Source organism: Ochrobactrum quorumnocens, from assembly GCF_002278035.1.
Classification (GTDB): domain Bacteria; phylum Pseudomonadota; class Alphaproteobacteria; order Rhizobiales; family Rhizobiaceae; genus Brucella; species Brucella quorumnocens.
Genome location: NZ_CP022603.1, coordinates 1,507,734 through 1,523,634, shown reverse-complemented (window position 1 = coordinate 1,523,634; position 15,901 = coordinate 1,507,734). Strand labels below are relative to the sequence as shown.

Sequence of the window (15,901 nt, the reverse complement as noted above, 5' to 3'; positions counted from 1 at the left end):
CCTCCCCTATTGCGCCGCAGGATCAGTTTTCACGACGCGTTCGACCGACGGCGACGTCGTACTGGTATCGGGATTGATGCCGACGCTGTTATAAGCTTCGTTGAAAACGCAAATGACATCCTTGCCCCGACGCAGAATAAACTTGCGGCTGATCGCGTGGACCATGACCAGATTGCCATCGACAGATTTCGGCACCAGGCTTTCCGAACCATCGGAATTTTCCATATAGATTGCGGGCATTTCCTGATTGCCGACAAAGACAAATGTCGTGATCTTGCCATTGTCATAGACGCTCTGCGGTTCAAGCCACCGAGCGCCTTGCGCTGAATAGTGCCAGTTCCGCGGACCATAAGCCTCATGAAGCGCGAGAACATCGCCGGCGGCCTTCGCCTGCGCTTCGCGGGCGCGAGATTGAGCCTGTAGGCGTCGGGCCTCTGCTTCATCACCGGGATATCGGAACTTCACATAGAAGTAAGTGTTTTGACCAGCTTCGACAGGTCCGTCGCGCACGGTCAGTTCCATCTGATAGCTGCGCGTCGAACCATCACGCCTTGTCGTCACAACGGAAATATTCGTAACCGGCTGCTTTTCACGCGGCTTTAAAAACAGGATATTGCCAGCAGGAGCAACTTCCCACGCCACGCTGTTGCCGAGTGCTACATGCGCGATCTCCTCGTCGGTCGCAAATTCCACCTGCACGGAAGAACGCAGCGAGCCGACAATCTTCGTGATGTTATAGGGCTGGTAATTGACGAAGCGGACGCGGCTATCTTGTGGACCCCCGCGTGGAATATCGAGCGCATGCGCGCTGGAAATGGTTCCGGCAGTGAGAGCTGTGAAAATGAGGATTTTTCGTATCAATTGATTGCCTCCGGATCGGAGCGATATTCGCTGACCACGAAACCAAGCGGATTGACCAGCCGGTCTGTCGAAGACATCGGCGCGTTGGCGTAGGAAAAAGTGAGCGTCGCAACCCAATGGGTCGCACGCACGTCTTCGCCGCGGGTCACGGTGCGCATATAGCGAACGGAAATGACGTTCTGGTTGATTAGCGATATGGAGGCAATGCTGATCCTCGCTGTCGCCGCGCGACCATAGGTGACCTGCGGCGATTCAGGATTGCTGCCGCGATAATGGCCCGCAAAACGATCCTGCTCAGCCTGCACTGACAAAAGTGCAATCGTCCTGAAATTCTCTTGCGCCTCGCTCCAGACATATCCCTCGCGGGCACGAACATATTTTGCAGCAAAATATTTGGTCACCGCTTCATCATAGGTGCCAGCCGTCGATGTCAGTGCGGAAACCACATCAACAATACCGGTTGAATTATCGACCCGGACAACAAAGGGTTCTACGGTCTTGAGCGGTGTCAGTCCGGCAATCGCACAGACCGAAACGACAGCAACAAGGCTTGCAGCTATCGCGATCGACCAGGCAATACGGTTCGATCGCTCAATCTGGATCAACCGGTCCTGGTCGAAACGGCGCGCTTTTTCAAAATAGCTCTTGAGATTATCTGCAGGGACCATGACTTCACTCCGCGCAAGGACCATAGGAGCCGTCAATGTCGAGATGGTCGAAGGCAGATGCTCCCTTCGATTGCTCCATATAAGGCATGACCGGAACCGACGACCCCGCGTTCGATTGCTGCGATTTCAGGTTCCGGTTGCCTTCCCATTGCCACATCGAACTATTGAGCGGACGGCGGGAATAGCCATTACACTTCGGCAAGGGATAGCTCAGCGAAGCGCAGCCACTCAGAATGAGCGCTATCGCAAGCAGCAGGGAAAGCCTGATCATTGGGGAGGACCCTTTCTGATTTTATGAGAGCGTTATCGAGCCAAAAATGTGGAACGGCCTTGCGTCATGCTCCCGTTTCTCTGGAGCCGACCGTTCGTCCGACCAGACGAGCGGTGCGCATAACAAGACGCCCTGTGCTCCTGGTGCCACGCGCAAGCATGCCTTCATGCGCATCACGCGCGGTGCTGTGGCCGTAGGCAAGCGACGCTCCTCCGGAAGCAAGTGCCGATGCAATGCCAGGGAGCTGATAAAAGACGTAAAGTGCAGCAATTCCGATGGCGCAAAGTGCAATCGGGCGCATGAGGACATCGGAATAGCCATCAATTGTCGTGAAGGTTGAATCAATACACGAGATCAGTAGCGAACCCACCGCGACAACAAGGACCTGCAGGATAACGAAATTGGCAAGTTGTCCGATCCAGGCCTCGGTAAAACGTCTGGTCGATTGGAACATGGCAAGTGCGATGAAGATCGGACCAATCGCCAGCACGATGGCAAGCGCAAGGCGCGCATATAGTGAAACCACATAGCCGATGCCGGCGACAAGGAAACTCACCGCAATCACCATCATCCCGGCAACGCCGGTGACGATATCGATCGGCCAGGCGGCGCGTGACCAGATATCTGTTGCTGATGCCTGGCCCTTGTCGAGAAGGCTGTCAAAGGTGCTGGCGCTTGGTGATGCGCCAGAATTCAGCGCCTGCGCGATTTCATGCGGCAGCACATTAAAGAAGATGTTCGTGACATAGGTCTGGTATTCGCCTGCATTTCTGACCAGCATGACGATGATCGCGAGCTTGATGGCCCGGAAGACAAATTCGACGATCGGATCACTAACCGAACCACGCAGCACCAGATAGCCATAAAGCACGATATAGAGGGTTACTGCAGCAGTGAGTGGGCCTGTCACCCATTCGGCTATGTTTGATGTACCATCGGAAACGAACGTCTCCAATGGTCGCTGGAACTGACTGTCGATGAAGTCGAATACCTGATACATGGCATCAGTTCCTGAGCGCTTCGCGCATGTTCTGGAGCCGCAGCTTGCCATCCGCAGCTTCGGCATTCACACAATTACTGGCACCACCAAGATCGCCTGGATTGTTACGGCATTCGGTGAGAATACGGCTCAGCAAACTTTCATCTCGGATGAGCTCTTCGACGGTATAGGTCGGGCCAATATCATCGGAACAACCGGCAAGAAGGCCAAGCACTGTCATGGTAACAAGCGCCCTCATTTAAGCGCCGCCTTCATGCTGTCCATGCGCTGGCGCCAGTCTTCCGCCTTGCGCTGTTCATCGACCTCGGTTTGCGCGCGCTGCACCATTTGCAGTCCCTCCATTCGCAGGACATCCGTCTGGAGAAAAGCCTGTTCCGCCTGAAGCCGGGCTTGCAAGTCAGCGATACCTTTGGCGTCACCTGTCGATGAGATTTTCTCACGCAATTCGTCAATCCCGTCGATACGTTTCGTTGCAGCATCATAGATCTGCTGACCGAGGCTCATCTGACCGGCATTCTTGTTCTGAATACGCGATAGCTCCTTCGCATAAAAATCATCAGCGCCCGTTTGATAGCTCGAATTGCTTTCGAGAAATTTTGATGCGGATTGCCCGATGCTGCCTGATCCGCTGCCTTTGAACAGACCTTCAATGGAAACGAAATCTGAAGGCAGTGCCTTTCGTATCTCCGGATCGTTCAAGACGTTGGCGACATTCGCCATATCAGTCAGCTTGTTGAGCGAGCCATAAAGTTGCTGTGCCTGATCAATCTGCTGATGAAGCGCATCGAGTTGGGATTTCAGCTGGGTGATGCTCTCTATCTGTTTTAGAATAGAGGTCTGGTCAACGACCGGAATGCCCTGCGCACCAGCTGCCTTGAGTGATAAGATCATCGCAGTAGCAACTACTGCTCCACACGGTCTGTTTATCGCCATCAGCTTGCACTCCTTCGTTGCTGGAAAATCGGAAGCCAATCTTCGGGCCTGTCCCCAACCTCCGTGCGGATGCTATCTGCAAGTTCGACACTGGCGGTGCGTCCGGAAAGAATGGCGAGCTCGTCGTCAAAGCCATGGAGGTTTAGCTCCGCCACGACGCTTTTGTGTCCCTGTTTAAGGACAAAACGTCGGCTTTCGACGGAAAGTTCGCGCGCGATCAGTTCATATTCACGCTCTGTCAGTTTAAAGCCGTCGACATAATCCGCATGGCTGCCCCGTGAATTTGGCAAAAAGATTTGCGTGGGGCACTGTTCGATGATGGTGTGGGCGATCGGCGAATTGATTGCGTCACGCGGGCTTTGCGTTGCAAACAGCATGAGGCCATTTTGCTTGCGGATTGTCTTCAGCTTGTTTTGCGCCAGATCCCGAAAATCCTCATCCTGCAACGCTTTCCAGAATTCATCGATGACGATGATGATACGCCGTCCATCGATCAGCTGCTCGACGCGGTGGAACAGATAGGCCATCAAGGGTGTGCGGATTTCCTCATTATCCAGAAAATCGGTCATGTCGTAACCGACCATGATTCCGCCAACACCGAATGTCCCCAATCCGATATTCTCGCTTGGATTGTCGAAGACCCAGCCAAGCGGGCCTCCCCGCTCCCATCGACGCAACCGGGCTGCGATCCCTTCGGGGTTCGTATTGTCAAGAAAAGTTCGAAGCGCACCGATCGTGCGTTGTTCCACGGACAAATCGGCAAGTGCGTCAATTGCAGCGGCGATATCTCGCAATTCGGTGACAGATAATTCCCGCGTCCGCGATCCGACGAGCTTTCCAACCCAGTTCGCCAGGAAGACCTTGTTTTCCGGTGTCAGATCGAGCGCCTTCAGCGGCGCACAGCCGGTCGGCTTGCCATTTCTAAGCGAATGATAGACGCCGCCCGCCGCGCGCACATAAAGTTCCGCGCCACGGTCCTTGTCAAAAAATACGACATGCGGATCATGTTTTTCGAGTTGCGACAGCATGAAATTCAAAAGCACCGTCTTGCCGGCACCAGATGGGCCGCAAATGAACGTGTTGCCAAGATCACTGTCATGGAAATTGAAATAGTAGGGAGAGCCGGATGCAGTTTTCAAAAGGGCTACTGCAGCGCCCCATTCATTGCCGTCTTTCTGACCGACCGGATAAGAATGGAACGGCGAGAGCGCTGCAAAATTGCGTGAGGTAATTGCACCGGACCGAGCTCGATATCTGAAATTGCCTGGAAGCTGCGCCCACCAGGCAGCTTCCAGGCCGAGATCCTCCCGCGCTACGACAGCACCGCCATTGGTCAAACTGGCGCGTGCCTTGGCAAGATGATCAGTCAGGTCTTTCACTGTTGGAGCGAAGACCGCAAGAGACAGATGATGTTCACCAAGAACGAACCGGTTTGATTCCAGATCGTCCATCGCGTCATCGAGTTCTTCGATCTGCGAAGCTGCCTTATCTCCACTGCTCAGCATTTGGTTTTGCTTGCGGCCCATGATGGTACGGGCATCAGCCTTGGAGACAAAGGCAAAGGACTGTGACAGGATCAGTTCAAAAGGACTGGTTAGAACGCCAGCCAGCATTCCGGGCCTTGTGGCGGCGGGATAATCCTTGAAACTCAGCATTCCCGCAAAACGGCTCTCAGCCTCATGCCGAATTTCTATTGTCTCGCGACCGACGATGACGCGGTCGGAATAGATCGCAGATGCAATACGCCCCTCGGTGAGCGGAACCGGTTCCGATCGTCCGCCGACGAGCTGGTGCAAGACTTCGCTCGGCTCAGAAAATAGCAGATCATCCTGTTCGTAGAGCGAGAGGACCCGCGGCTCGAACCGCTTCAGGCCCGCCGTAAGGTCGATAACCTTGTCACGGAGCTGCTTTATTGCCTCCTCGTCGAGTTCGATACCCGCACGACGTGTACGCCGAAGACGTGACAGCAGCTTTGCCGCCTTTTCTGCAGAATCGCGCGGTGGCGACCATACGATGGCGATATACAGATCATTGCGAAACAGATCCTCGCGTATCATGCGCTCGCGATATTTTTCGTTCAGCTGAGCTGAAAACGGCGCTTTAAAGGTTCCGGCGGGATAGCTATTGTCGCGTCGGCGGATCAGATGGGTCCAGAGCGCAAGCCGCTCATCAGCAATGTTCCTGTGAAGCGTATTGAGATCACGGTGCAGAGCGTTGATATCCAGAACATCTGCGGTCTCGAACGAAACGCCGTCGAGTGCAATGATCACCATCAGCGCTCGTGACTCCAGCGCAATCGTATTCTCGTCAACGTGGCGCAGATAGGGGATGAAGGTCTCCGGGCCGAGCTCCCGGGATTTCAACGTTGCAACGCTAGGCAAAACCAAGGTCCCTTTCATCAAACCGACGCGACAGCTTCATCGGAGAGATCGAGCTGCCGCCCCAATAGGACGTGTTTCGGGATCGCCCGCGTGTCTCTACCCATGCAAGCAGGATGCGAAACATATTGTGGTCATGCTTTACTAGCGCGCGGAAGATGAAGTGAAACACGATGCCGACAAGCGCGTAGGCGACTGAACCTGCAGCGAGGTAGAAGATCGTCGTCGCAATGACATTGATCCCCATCGCTTCCATCGTGACGCCTGCAAACATCGCAGGCCGGGTACAGGCAATGAACAACGTGTCCTCTGCAAGCGGAGACCCTACCGTCATCATCCGGTCAGCTCCCGATGATTGTGTTGACGAGTTCGGAGGAGCCGGCAATCACGCCGATCCCGACGATCCAGTAACCGGCGCGCCGCAGGTCCATATAACCAAACATCCAGGCGATCGCGATTATGATCACCGCTATCGTCGCTATCAGCCTGAAAATATTGCCTGTTAGCATATCGACGACATTTTGAAGGATCGATTCAATGCCGGCAGCCTGGGCGAAGGCCGGTTCGGCAAGCGTTGCAACGATGGTGGTTGCCATCACGATGGAAGCTGCAACCGACCGAGTTCGGGAACCGATAGTCATTTCATTTTGCTCCATGATTGTTTGAAAAAACAAGGATCGACGACCTTCGCCGGGAATTGAACACATCCCACAAAGGTGGCGCCTCGTCGGAGGCGTCCTCCTCCTTGGAATTCTCAGCCACAACATTCGCGACGATGTTCGGCGTGACCGCGGTTTGCTTGTGGTCACGACCATCCTGGCGACCGCCAATGGTCAGTTTCGCTATTGTCGACTTCAATCGTTGAATTTCGCGCCGGACCTGGCTGTCATATTTGACCAGCGCACCGATGGAAGGATCGCCACGACCGTAAAACGACTGCAGCATGACCTTCCCAGCCACCGACTTGTCGTCCCCGATCCTGATGGCAAATCGATAATAGCCCTCAAGCAGGGTCGCTGTGGCCTGGAGATTGGCGCATGGATCGAACGCGTCAGAAACTGAGAGCTTGAGTTTCTTCAGATCATCGATACTGATCCCGCCAAGACCAAGCTGGATATCCTGATGTTCGGCGGCCAGTGTTGTGGCTATTTCTATCGCCTCGGCTTTCGATGCCGGCTGCTCCTTTAAGGGAGGGCCATTGTTGATGCGAATATTGAACGGTGCAAAGCCGCTTTCCAGGCTGACAATGCCAGCCAGCGTTTCAGAAGCCATCATCGGTGCGCAGCTCTGGGCGAGATCGACAAAAGGTACCGGCATCATCAAAACCAAACCCGCTGCTTGCCAACGCCGTCAATCGTCACATCGATATAGTTCGGTTGTTCGCGCACAAGCGGGCGCGCCGTTACGTAGCCCGTACATTGCAGCTGTCCGTTTTCTGATTGCCACTGCGTAGACGTGATTTGTTCATAGCTGTTCTTTGGCCAATCGCGATCATGCCTGCACAGACTTTTGTTCACGATCTGCCTGGAAGTGGAAACACAGGATGCTTCACGCGCCCTATCTGAATAGGTAACAGTCAGGCTGTACCCGTCATCGCAATAAAGAGGGTCATAATGCGGGCGCGAACTTTGAAACCCGACGCCGCTACAGGTGGGAAACGACTTGCCTCTGGCCAGCCAACGCCATAGTTTTTGCACCGGCGGGCGACATGCTCCATACTGCATCGGCCCTCCGGGATTGGATAAGCACAGGATAACCTGGCAGCCCCAGTCGCCAGCATGAGCGCTTTGACCAAAACTGAGATATGATGAAACGAACCCGAAAATTGCCACTGCACTGCGAAAGAGAAAGCTGTTCATGTCTCCCATCCTCCGATTAGTTGTTGGGCACGTTATCGGAAGTTGGTGTGCCTCAACTTCATACTATACAAATAATAGATAGTTAAAAGAATGGCAAGCAATTTAAGTGAACGATGGCAAAATCAGGCGCTAGCCCATTTTGGCCTGCGGGAAATTCTGGAAAAGCCACTCGAAGACGAGACCCCGCAATCACGCATTAAGCAGATTGGGTTGCTGAACGTGCTCTACATGATGCATCAGGCTCATGAGCCATTAACCCTCGCATCCGTGATAAGAATTACCGGGATGACACGCGGCGGAGTGATTGAAACCATGGATCTGCTTGTTCAGCGCGGCATTCTCACGGAAACGCTGGGGAAAAATTCAATGGGGCGCGGGACAGCACGGCAATTTGAATTCGCGCGGCACGTTTTTGATCAGATCCGCTCCACAGCCGAATAGCGTTTAACTTATAAGATTTTTACTATCGAAACCTATTCGGCATCCAACCCATCGCTCACATCGCTGCCGATCTGGCTGAAGCCGTTAAAAAGGTCGCAAGCGTTCCATGTGCCGTTGCGCATGGTGCTGCCGACGAGGTTTGTCTGCTGAAGTAGTCAGGACTACAGCCAAACGGTCAGTGGCTATGAGTTAAAAGGGTTTGACACAGCTGAGATGGATTTGTACCGCCCTGCCCGCAATCGGTGCGGGATCTAACCCACAATGAAGGTCTGGGACGCCTGATTCCCAGCCAGATCAAATTCTTCAATGATTTCAATAAATCATTATTCACATTCGCCAAATGTGTCAAAGGTCTGTGCTACAGTTGGCGCACGGCGTCAAGGGGCATGCACAGGCGGAAATTATTTCCGCTCGAACGATAAACCCGGCACCGCCCCTCGAGCGATGCCGCGTATTCCATAACTGTTCGATCACTGATGCGATCAGATTGGTTGCTATTCAACAGTCACCGACTTCGCGAGATTACGCGGCTGATCGACGTCAGTACCCATAAGAATCGCAGTGTGATAAGCCAGCATCTGGATCGGCAGAGCATAAACCAGCGGCGTGATAAATTCTGGCACGTCAGGCAGAACGATCGTTGCCATCGTATCAAGACTTGCTGCCGCAGCGCCCTTCTTATCGGTGATCAGAATAATGCGACCGCCGCGTGCTGCGACTTCCTGCATGTTGGAAACGGTCTTCTCATAAAGACGATCCGACGGCGCAATGACGATTACCGGCATGGTTTCATCGATCAGCGCAATCGGTCCGTGCTTCAGCTCACCAGCTGCATAGCCTTCCGCATGAATATAGGAAATTTCCTTTAGCTTCAGCGCACCTTCCATCGCCAGCGGGAAAGACGTGCCGCGACCGAGGTAAAGCACATGATTGACCTTCGCCAGTTCATGGCAAACCGCAGCAATCTGGTCTTCAAGCTTCAACACCTGATTGATGAAACGCGGTGCTTCGGAAAGCTGACGCACCAGTTCCTGCTCGCGTTTGTCGTCAATCACCCCGCGCGCCTTTGCGGCAGCAATTGCAAGTGACGCCATGGTCGACAGCTGACAGGTGAATGCCTTGGTCGAAGCGACACCGATTTCAGGACCGGCAAGCGTCGGGAATATTGCATCCGATTCACGCGCAATGGTCGAGCCGGTGACATTGACCACGGAAGCAATCTTCAAGCCTTGCTGCTTGCAATACCGCAGCGAAGCCAGAGTATCAGCCGTTTCGCCAGACTGCGAAACAAACATCGCCAGTGAATCCTTCGAAAGCGGCATTTCGCGGTAGCGGAATTCCGAGGCGATATCACTGTCGACCGGCAAACGCGCAATCTGCTCGAACCAGTATTTGCCAACTGAGGCTGCATAAAAGGCAGTGCCGCAGGCAGAAATGGTCAGACGATCAACCTTGCTGAAATCAATGCCGACTGCCTCTTCACGCACTTTTCCGGTGGTGAAATCGAGATAGTTTGCAAGCGTATGGGAAATAACTTCCGGCTGCTCGAACATCTCCTTGTGCATGAAGTGGCGATGATTACCCTTCGACACCAGCATATTTGCAGTCTGTGATTTTTGGATCTCGCGCTCGACCTCGGCATTGGTTTCGTCATAGACGGTTACACCCTTGCGCGTCAGCACAGCCCAATCGCCATCTTCCAGATAAGCAATTGTGTCCGTGAATGGTGACAACGCGATGGCATCGGAACCAAGGAACATTTCACCCTCGCCGTAACCGACAGCCAGTGGCGGTCCCTGACGCGCACCGATCAGAGTTTCTTCATCGCCTTCAAACAGGAAAGCAAGTGCAAAAGCACCCTGCAACAATGGCAGGCTGTCGCGTACAGCTTCAACCGGCGACTTGCCCTTTTCCAGCTCGCGCGTCACGAGATGCGCCACAGCTTCGGTATCAGTCTCGGTCTCGAATTTGCGCCCTTCGGCTTCAAGCATGGTACGCAGTTCAGCAAAGTTTTCGATAATGCCGTTATGTACCACAGCCAAACGGGTGGTGATGTGCGGATGCGCGTTGCGCTCAACCGGCTTGCCGTGCGTTGCCCAGCGCGTATGACCGATGCCGATCACGCCGGGAAGTGGTTCACCAGCAAGGCGATTTTCGAGATTGACGAGCTTGCCTTCAGCACGACGGCGATCAAGTTTGCCATTTTGGAGCGTGGCAATGCCGGCAGAATCATAACCGCGATATTCAAGCCGCTTCAGCGCATCCACCAGACGCGGCGCGACCTCGTTATTTCCGATGATGCCGATAATTCCACACATAGGGTGCTCCGATTAGCTAGTCTTATTTAACAATTGGGATAGTGGAAAACAAAAACCGTTGCAATCAGGGCGTCTTAGGCATCATCGAGTTTTGAGACCCAGGCAGTCCTTTACTAGTGAAGCGACGATGTAGAGCCGATAACCTCGATCTGTCAAAGTTATAGCAGCTTATCGAAATGAGACCGGGACCGAAAACGGACAAATTGGCGTTATGATATTATACTAGTCTAGCCACAACATTCCGCAGTGAGGAGTGCCAATGAGGCGCAGACCAGTTGAACACCTTCTGGAACTTGGCAGTAGACAGGCGTGAGTTGGCAGGGCGGGCAGCCTTGGTCGGATAATCTGCTGTCGCGATATCCGTGACAGTCGCTGTTGGCCCACCAAGCTTGGCGCTTTCACTGAGTATGGCGCGTGCAAAGTCACTCCAGTTCGTATCGCCCGTACCTACCAAATGATAAACACCATAAGCGGAAAAGTCCGGCATTACCCTCAAACGATCCGCCACCTGAATAATCGCGTCAGCAATATCAAGCGCATTCGTTGGATTACCCTGCTGGTCAGAAACGACCGAGAGTGCATCGCGCGTTTCTGCGAGCTTCAGCATCGTCTTGACGAAATTCTTGCCAAAGGGGCTATAGACCCAAGCCGTCCGCAAAATGATGTGCTTTGGATTGGCTTGCGCAACCAGACGTTCGCCTTCTAGCTTAGATTCCCCATAGACGCTGCGAGGTCCGGTGATATCCGTTTCGACATACGGTTCGTTGGTGTCACCCGCGAAAACATAATCCGTCGACATGTGGATAACGGGAACACCGCATGCTTCCGCCGCTTTGGCAACCGCTTGTACGCCAGTTGCATTTACAGCAAGCGCTAACTCAGGCTCATCCTCAGCCAAATCGACCGCAGTATACGCGGCAGCAGAAACGACTAAGTCTGGCTTGATCGCTGTGATCGCGCTACGCACTGTCTCAGGCTTCGCCAAATCCAGTTCCGGACGACCCAGTGCAATTACTTGCAAATCGGGCCGTTGGGATGCTTTTTCGAGAAGACTCTGTACAACCTGTCCTTCCCGCCCCGTGACAACGATTTTCATGCCTTGGCCTCTTTTGCCACCGCACTGCCAAGCCGTTCACCTGCGTAATTGCCACTGCGGATCGGTTCCCACCACCAACCGTTATCGAGATACCATTGAATGGTCTTTTCAAGCCCTGTCTCGAAGGTTTCCTGTGGCTTCCAGCCCAATTCACGCTCGATCTTCGAGGCGTCAATTGCATATCGGCGGTCGTGACCGGGACGATCCGTTACGAAAGTGATCAGATCAGCATAGCTCTTGCCATTAGCGCGAGGCCGTTTCGTGTCGAGAATCGCGCAGATCGTTTCTACCACATTCAGGTTAGTGCGTTCTGCACGTCCGCCAATATTGTAGCTCTCCCCCAGCTTGCCTGTCGTCGCAACTAGAGCCAGCGCTCGCGCATGATCCTCGACATAGAGCCAGTCACGGACATTTGCACCTGCGCCATAAACGGGCAAAGGCTTCTCATCGAGTGCGTTGAGAACGACCAACGGGATCAGTTTTTCCGGGAAATGGAACGGCCCATAATTGTTCGAGCAATTGGACAGCACGACCGGCAGTCCATAGGTCTCATGCCATGCGCGCACCAGATGATCGGATGCGGCTTTCGAGGCAGAATAAGGCGACGACGGCTGATATGGCGTTTCTTCCGTGAAAATGCCGCTATCGAAAGGCAAATCGCCAAACACCTCATCCGTCGAAATATGGTGGAAACGGAAGCTCGATTTGCGCGACTCCGGCAGTTCTCGCCAGTAAGCGAGTGTCGCATTGAGCAGGCGGAACGTTCCGACGATATTCGTCTCGATGAACGCACCAGGACCATCGATTGAACGATCTACGTGGCTTTCCGCCGCCAGATGCATAACCACGTCGATTTCGTGGGTGCGCAAAGCTTCGAGCACGCTCGGGTCGTCGCAAATATCAGCCTGAAGGAAGCTGTAATTCGGGTGATTTTCGATCTGGCGGAGAGACGCCAGATTGCCTGCATAGGTCAGTTTATCGAAGTTGACGACGTTTATCTTGGGGTCAACGGCCAGATGACGGCACACTGCAGAACCTATGAAACCTGCACCACCCGTAACGAGAATGTTCATATTGTTCCTCAATCAAAAACTTCTGCATTGGCAAGCAGCGGGGCTTTCTCATCCTTATCAGACAATTGCACACCAGTTGCCGACATAGGCCAATTGATGCCTATCGCGGGATCATCAAAGCGGATCGAACGATCATGCTCCGGCGCATAATAATCAGACACTTTATAAATGACCTCGGTATCTTGAGTGAGTGTGATGAAGCCGTGAGCAAAGCCTTTGGGGACCAGAATTTGGTTCCATCTCTCAGCTGAAACTTCCAAAGAAATCCACTTACCAAAAGTCAGCGAGCTTTTGCGAATATCAACGGCAACGTCTAAAATTGCACCACGTGTAACACGAACTAGTTTGTCCTGCGCAAAAGGCGGCAGCTGATAATGAAGCCCACGAACAACGCCTTTTGCGGCAGAATAAGAATGGTTGTCCTGAACAAAAATCAGATCAATGCCGGCATCGGCGAACGATTTTTCATTAAAGGTCTCGGAGAAAAAGCCGCGGTCATCGCCGAATTTACGGGGGCTGATTTCGAAAACACCGTCTAAAGCCAGGGAACGAACTAACATCAATCTTTTCCTAACTCAGCAACACGGCGACGAAGATACGCGGCGTATTCAGTTTTACCAAGCTTGCCTGCGCGCTCCAAGACGGCTTCACTACTTAGCCAGCCCTTATCCAGGCCGATTTCCTCTGGACAGGCGATCTTAATACCTTGACGCTTTTCAATGGTTTGAACAAAAGACGAAGCTTCGTGAAGACTATCGTGTGTGCCAGTATCCAGCCAAGCATATCCACGTCCGAAGCGTTGAACGTTTAACTTACCCTGTTCGAGATAGACATTATTGACAGTCGTAATTTCAAGTTCCCCACGAGCAGACGGCTTGATCGAACTTGCAATATCAACGACTTGATTGTCATAAAAATAAAGACCTGTGACAGCCCAATGCGACTTTGGCCTCTCTGGCTTCTCTTCAATCGATATTGCCTGACCTGTCTTATCGTCAAACTCCACGACGCCGTAGCGCTGCGGGTCATCTACGCGATAAGCAAAAACGGTTCCCCCCTTCATGGGCTGAGAAGAGAGCTGGGACAAATTCGAAAGGCCGTCACCAAAGTAAATATTATCGCCGAGTATCATGGCTACGCTATCGTTACCAATAAATTCTCGGCCAATGATGAATGCTTCTGCGAGACCGTTAGGATGCGCCTGTTCAGCATAAGAAAAATTGATGCCGAACTCACTGCCGTCACCGAGCAGCTTTTGGAAAACTGGCAGATCGTGCGGCGTGGAAATGACAAGAATATCGCGAATTCCGGCGAGCATAAGGACGCTCAGCGGATAATAAATCATCGGCTTGTCATAAATTGGCAATATCTGCTTAGAGACCGCTATTGTTAAAGGGTACAGCCTCGTACCACTGCCACCCGCGAGGATAATTCCCTTCATACGAATTCACTTCCTAACATCTTACTTCTCTCGCTTTGTTCATATAAACACACAATATGATCCAGATGATGGCTTCGTTTAGACGACAGTCGAACCTCTAGCGAACCGAGAAATCAAAGAATGGCCTATAGTTTTTCAGCCGCGGACCCTAAAAACAATAAGCAGCCATTGCTAACTATTTCAATCGTTACATTTAAGCCCGACCTTGATGAACTTAAAAAAACGCTGGACAGTCTAAAATTTGCATTGAAGGAGTTCGTGCCCGGAACCTTCTCGATCACCATCGTGGACAATTCCGTGAATAATGATGTGGTGTCATTTCTGAGCCGCGAGTATCAAGATTTACCTCTCATTTTGGTCTACGGACACGGCAATATCGGCTTTGGCCGAGCCCACAATATTGCAATGCAACAGATGGGCGAATTTCATCTCATTCTCAATCCAGACATTCAACTAGATCCGGATGCACTAATCAACGCAGTGGCTTTCATGAGAGCCAATGAAAACTGTGGACTGTTAAGCCCACGTACAGCTTGGCCCAATGGGCAAAGGCAATATCTTTGCAAGCGCTATCCGGCAGTCTTTGATTTAATGCTAAGAGGCTTTGCACCTAAAATAATCCGCTCGCTCTTTTCTGTACGCTTAGCGCAGTATGAGATGCAAGCTGAAACACAAAATGCCGTCTATTGGAATCCTCCAATTGTGAGTGGGTGCTTCATGCTTTTCAGAAGCGCTACTTTAAAAACCACAGGAGGATTCAGTCATAATTTTTTCTTATACTTCGAGGATTTTGATCTTTCCTTAAGGTCGCGTAAAATTGCCGACACCGCTTATGTGCCAACAGTCCGAGTAGTCCACGCAGGCGGGCATGCCTCGAAGAAGGGATTTTGGCATATAAAGGTTTTTATCCAATCCGCGACCACCTTTTATCGATGCTATGGTCTCAAACTCTTCTAATTATTGCAGTGCTCTGCTCCCGAAAACTGGAGGGGAATCGGGTCTCAGGTCACCGCAAGCGCTGGCTTATCGAAGAACATTTCCGCACCCTGAAGTCGGCGGGGTTCAAGATAGAGAATGCCAGGATGAGCGACCCGAAAGCCTTCATGAACTTCTCTGCCTTTACAACCATTGCTGCAGTGACGGTCACCCAGATGCTGCGCGCCCGCGACAATCCTTCCGGTCAGGTACTCGCCGATGCCTTTGATCCTGATGACAGGCCTTTGCTTCTCGCCATCTGCAAGGACCACGAAGGCGAGGCTCCAACCGCGCGCTAGAAGAATCCTCATCCGCCGGACACGTTGGCTTTTGCCACTTGGATCATCGCAAGGCTTGGAGCTTGGACCGGCTACTACGGCAAGCCTGGCCCTGCAACGCTCTCACACGGCATCAGGCGTTACTATGAAATCAAATACGGTGCGCGAATATCGGCAGGAATTGTGTGATTCGCATAGTTAATTCCCGGGAGGATTACCGTTCGGCGTACCGGATATCCGGCGGCTACGTTGTCCCCGCAGCTTCACACCGAGCTGTTACCGACTCCGCATGTCCGGGTAGGGAACGGC

The 15,901-nt window shown here is 52.7% G+C and carries 19 protein-coding genes; 3 read left to right on the top strand and 16 right to left on the bottom strand.

Annotated features, from left to right (window positions below):
* Positions 1-6 precede the first annotated feature (6 nt).
* The 11 genes from virB9 to CES85_RS07145 all read right to left on the bottom strand — a co-directional run bounded on the left by virB9 (position 7) and on the right by CES85_RS07145 (position 7,970).
* Complete coding sequence (gene virB9 / locus CES85_RS07195) at positions 7-861, bottom strand: P-type conjugative transfer protein VirB9 (RefSeq protein WP_167388255.1); 855 nt, start codon at positions 859-861, stop codon at positions 7-9.
* Positions 858-1,529 carry a VirB8 family type IV secretion system protein gene (locus tag CES85_RS07190; protein WP_095445247.1) on the bottom strand — a complete coding sequence of 224 codons (672 nt, stop codon included), beginning with the start codon at positions 1,527-1,529 and terminating at the stop codon, positions 858-860. The genes virB9 and CES85_RS07190 overlap by 4 nt, the downstream gene beginning before the upstream one ends.
* A 4-nt stretch (positions 1,530-1,533) precedes the next feature.
* Positions 1,534-1,800 (bottom strand): hypothetical protein, encoded by a 267-nt coding sequence (locus tag CES85_RS07185; RefSeq protein ID WP_095445246.1) that lies wholly within the window; start codon positions 1,798-1,800, stop codon positions 1,534-1,536.
* Positions 1,801-1,864: 64 nt separating this feature from the next.
* Positions 1,865-2,800: a TrbL/VirB6 family protein gene (locus CES85_RS07180; protein WP_095445245.1), complete on the bottom strand. Its 936-nt coding sequence runs from the start codon at positions 2,798-2,800 to the stop codon at positions 1,865-1,867.
* A 4-nt stretch (positions 2,801-2,804) separates the two neighbouring features.
* A complete protein-coding gene (locus CES85_RS07175; protein WP_095445244.1) occupies positions 2,805-3,038 on the bottom strand; it encodes an EexN family lipoprotein in 234 nt (77 codons plus the stop codon).
* A complete protein-coding gene (virB5, locus tag CES85_RS07170) occupies positions 3,035-3,733 on the bottom strand; it encodes a P-type DNA transfer protein VirB5 (protein ID WP_095445243.1) in 699 nt (232 codons plus the stop codon). The genes CES85_RS07175 and virB5 overlap by 4 nt, the downstream gene beginning before the upstream one ends.
* Entirely contained in the window at positions 3,733-6,114 is a 2,382-nt protein-coding gene (locus tag CES85_RS07165; RefSeq protein ID WP_095445743.1) for a VirB4 family type IV secretion system protein, read from the bottom strand. Before CES85_RS07165 ends, virB5 begins: the two co-directional genes overlap by 1 nt.
* Complete coding sequence (locus CES85_RS07160) at positions 6,107-6,445, bottom strand: VirB3 family type IV secretion system protein (RefSeq protein WP_095445744.1); 339 nt, start codon at positions 6,443-6,445, stop codon at positions 6,107-6,109. The genes CES85_RS07165 and CES85_RS07160 overlap by 8 nt, the downstream gene beginning before the upstream one ends.
* A gap of 7 nt (positions 6,446-6,452) precedes the next feature.
* Entirely contained in the window at positions 6,453-6,752 is a 300-nt protein-coding gene (locus tag CES85_RS07155) for a TrbC/VirB2 family protein (RefSeq protein WP_095445242.1), read from the bottom strand.
* 1 nt (position 6,753) lies between these two features.
* Positions 6,754-7,428, bottom strand: a complete 675-nt coding sequence (locus tag CES85_RS07150) for a lytic transglycosylase domain-containing protein (protein WP_095445742.1) — start codon at positions 7,426-7,428, stop codon at positions 6,754-6,756.
* Positions 7,429-7,430: 2 nt separating this feature from the next.
* On the bottom strand, positions 7,431-7,970 hold the full coding sequence (locus tag CES85_RS07145; RefSeq protein ID WP_095445241.1) for a hypothetical protein: 540 nt from the start codon (positions 7,968-7,970) through the stop codon (positions 7,431-7,433).
* A 90-nt stretch (positions 7,971-8,060) separates the two neighbouring features.
* On the opposite strand from CES85_RS07145, the gene CES85_RS07140 reads away from it, so the two are divergent.
* Positions 8,061-8,411, top strand: a complete 351-nt coding sequence (locus CES85_RS07140) for a transcriptional regulator (RefSeq protein WP_095445240.1) — start codon at positions 8,061-8,063, stop codon at positions 8,409-8,411.
* 494 nt (positions 8,412-8,905) lie between these two features.
* Here CES85_RS07140 and glmS read toward each other — a convergent pair whose 3' ends face one another.
* The 5 genes from glmS to rfbA all read right to left on the bottom strand — a co-directional run bounded on the left by glmS (position 8,906) and on the right by rfbA (position 14,339).
* A complete protein-coding gene (glmS, locus tag CES85_RS07135) occupies positions 8,906-10,729 on the bottom strand; it encodes a glutamine--fructose-6-phosphate transaminase (isomerizing) (protein WP_095444188.1) in 1,824 nt (607 codons plus the stop codon).
* A gap of 217 nt (positions 10,730-10,946) precedes the next feature.
* Complete coding sequence (gene rfbD, locus CES85_RS07130) at positions 10,947-11,825, bottom strand: dTDP-4-dehydrorhamnose reductase (RefSeq protein ID WP_095445239.1); 879 nt, start codon at positions 11,823-11,825, stop codon at positions 10,947-10,949.
* Positions 11,822-12,898, bottom strand: a complete 1,077-nt coding sequence (gene rfbB, locus CES85_RS07125) for a dTDP-glucose 4,6-dehydratase (protein WP_095445238.1) — start codon at positions 12,896-12,898, stop codon at positions 11,822-11,824. Before rfbB ends, rfbD begins: the two co-directional genes overlap by 4 nt.
* An 8-nt stretch (positions 12,899-12,906) precedes the next feature.
* Positions 12,907-13,458, bottom strand: a complete 552-nt coding sequence (rfbC, locus tag CES85_RS07120; protein ID WP_095445237.1) for a dTDP-4-dehydrorhamnose 3,5-epimerase — start codon at positions 13,456-13,458, stop codon at positions 12,907-12,909.
* On the bottom strand, positions 13,458-14,339 hold the full coding sequence (rfbA, locus tag CES85_RS07115; protein WP_095445236.1) for a glucose-1-phosphate thymidylyltransferase RfbA: 882 nt from the start codon (positions 14,337-14,339) through the stop codon (positions 13,458-13,460). Before rfbA ends, rfbC begins: the two co-directional genes overlap by 1 nt.
* 120 nt (positions 14,340-14,459) lie before the next feature.
* On the opposite strand from rfbA, the gene CES85_RS07110 reads away from it, so the two are divergent.
* Positions 14,460-15,296: a glycosyltransferase gene (locus CES85_RS07110; RefSeq protein ID WP_095445235.1), complete on the top strand. Its 837-nt coding sequence runs from the start codon at positions 14,460-14,462 to the stop codon at positions 15,294-15,296.
* 125 nt (positions 15,297-15,421) lie between these two features.
* Positions 15,422-15,613 carry a hypothetical protein gene (locus tag CES85_RS07105; RefSeq protein ID WP_095445234.1) on the top strand — a complete coding sequence of 64 codons (192 nt, stop codon included), beginning with the start codon at positions 15,422-15,424 and terminating at the stop codon, positions 15,611-15,613.
* Positions 15,614-15,901 lie beyond the last annotated feature (288 nt).

What these genes read in the sequence shown, in the direction of transcription:
- rfbB (WP_095445238.1), bottom strand. Translation starts at nt 12,898, where the DNA reads ATGAACATTCTCGTTACGGGTGGTGCAGGTTTCATAGGTTCTGCAGTG.
- CES85_RS07175 (WP_095445244.1), bottom strand. Translation starts at nt 3,038, where the DNA reads ATGAGGGCGCTTGTTACCATGACAGTGCTTGGCCTTCTTGCCGGTTGT.
- CES85_RS07160 (WP_095445744.1), bottom strand. Translation starts at nt 6,445, where the DNA reads ATGACGGTAGGGTCTCCGCTTGCAGAGGACACGTTGTTCATTGCCTGT.
- CES85_RS07155 (WP_095445242.1), bottom strand. Translation starts at nt 6,752, where the DNA reads ATGACTATCGGTTCCCGAACTCGGTCGGTTGCAGCTTCCATCGTGATG.
- virB5 (WP_095445243.1), bottom strand. Translation starts at nt 3,733, where the DNA reads ATGGCGATAAACAGACCGTGTGGAGCAGTAGTTGCTACTGCGATGATC.
- CES85_RS07145 (WP_095445241.1), bottom strand. Translation starts at nt 7,970, where the DNA reads ATGAACAGCTTTCTCTTTCGCAGTGCAGTGGCAATTTTCGGGTTCGTT.
- rfbD (WP_095445239.1), bottom strand. Translation starts at nt 11,825, where the DNA reads ATGAAAATCGTTGTCACGGGGCGGGAAGGACAGGTTGTACAGAGTCTT.
- CES85_RS07180 (WP_095445245.1), bottom strand. Translation starts at nt 2,800, where the DNA reads ATGTATCAGGTATTCGACTTCATCGACAGTCAGTTCCAGCGACCATTG.
- CES85_RS07110 (WP_095445235.1), top strand. Translation starts at nt 14,460, where the DNA reads ATGGCCTATAGTTTTTCAGCCGCGGACCCTAAAAACAATAAGCAGCCA.
- CES85_RS07185 (WP_095445246.1), bottom strand. Translation starts at nt 1,800, where the DNA reads ATGATCAGGCTTTCCCTGCTGCTTGCGATAGCGCTCATTCTGAGTGGC.
- rfbC (WP_095445237.1), bottom strand. Translation starts at nt 13,458, where the DNA reads ATGTTAGTTCGTTCCCTGGCTTTAGACGGTGTTTTCGAAATCAGCCCC.
- CES85_RS07150 (WP_095445742.1), bottom strand. Translation starts at nt 7,428, where the DNA reads ATGCCGGTACCTTTTGTCGATCTCGCCCAGAGCTGCGCACCGATGATG.
- rfbA (WP_095445236.1), bottom strand. Translation starts at nt 14,339, where the DNA reads ATGAAGGGAATTATCCTCGCGGGTGGCAGTGGTACGAGGCTGTACCCT.
- CES85_RS07190 (WP_095445247.1), bottom strand. Translation starts at nt 1,529, where the DNA reads ATGGTCCCTGCAGATAATCTCAAGAGCTATTTTGAAAAAGCGCGCCGT.
- CES85_RS07140 (WP_095445240.1), top strand. Translation starts at nt 8,061, where the DNA reads ATGGCAAGCAATTTAAGTGAACGATGGCAAAATCAGGCGCTAGCCCAT.
- CES85_RS07105 (WP_095445234.1), top strand. Translation starts at nt 15,422, where the DNA reads ATGAGCGACCCGAAAGCCTTCATGAACTTCTCTGCCTTTACAACCATT.
- glmS (WP_095444188.1), bottom strand. Translation starts at nt 10,729, where the DNA reads ATGTGTGGAATTATCGGCATCATCGGAAATAACGAGGTCGCGCCGCGT.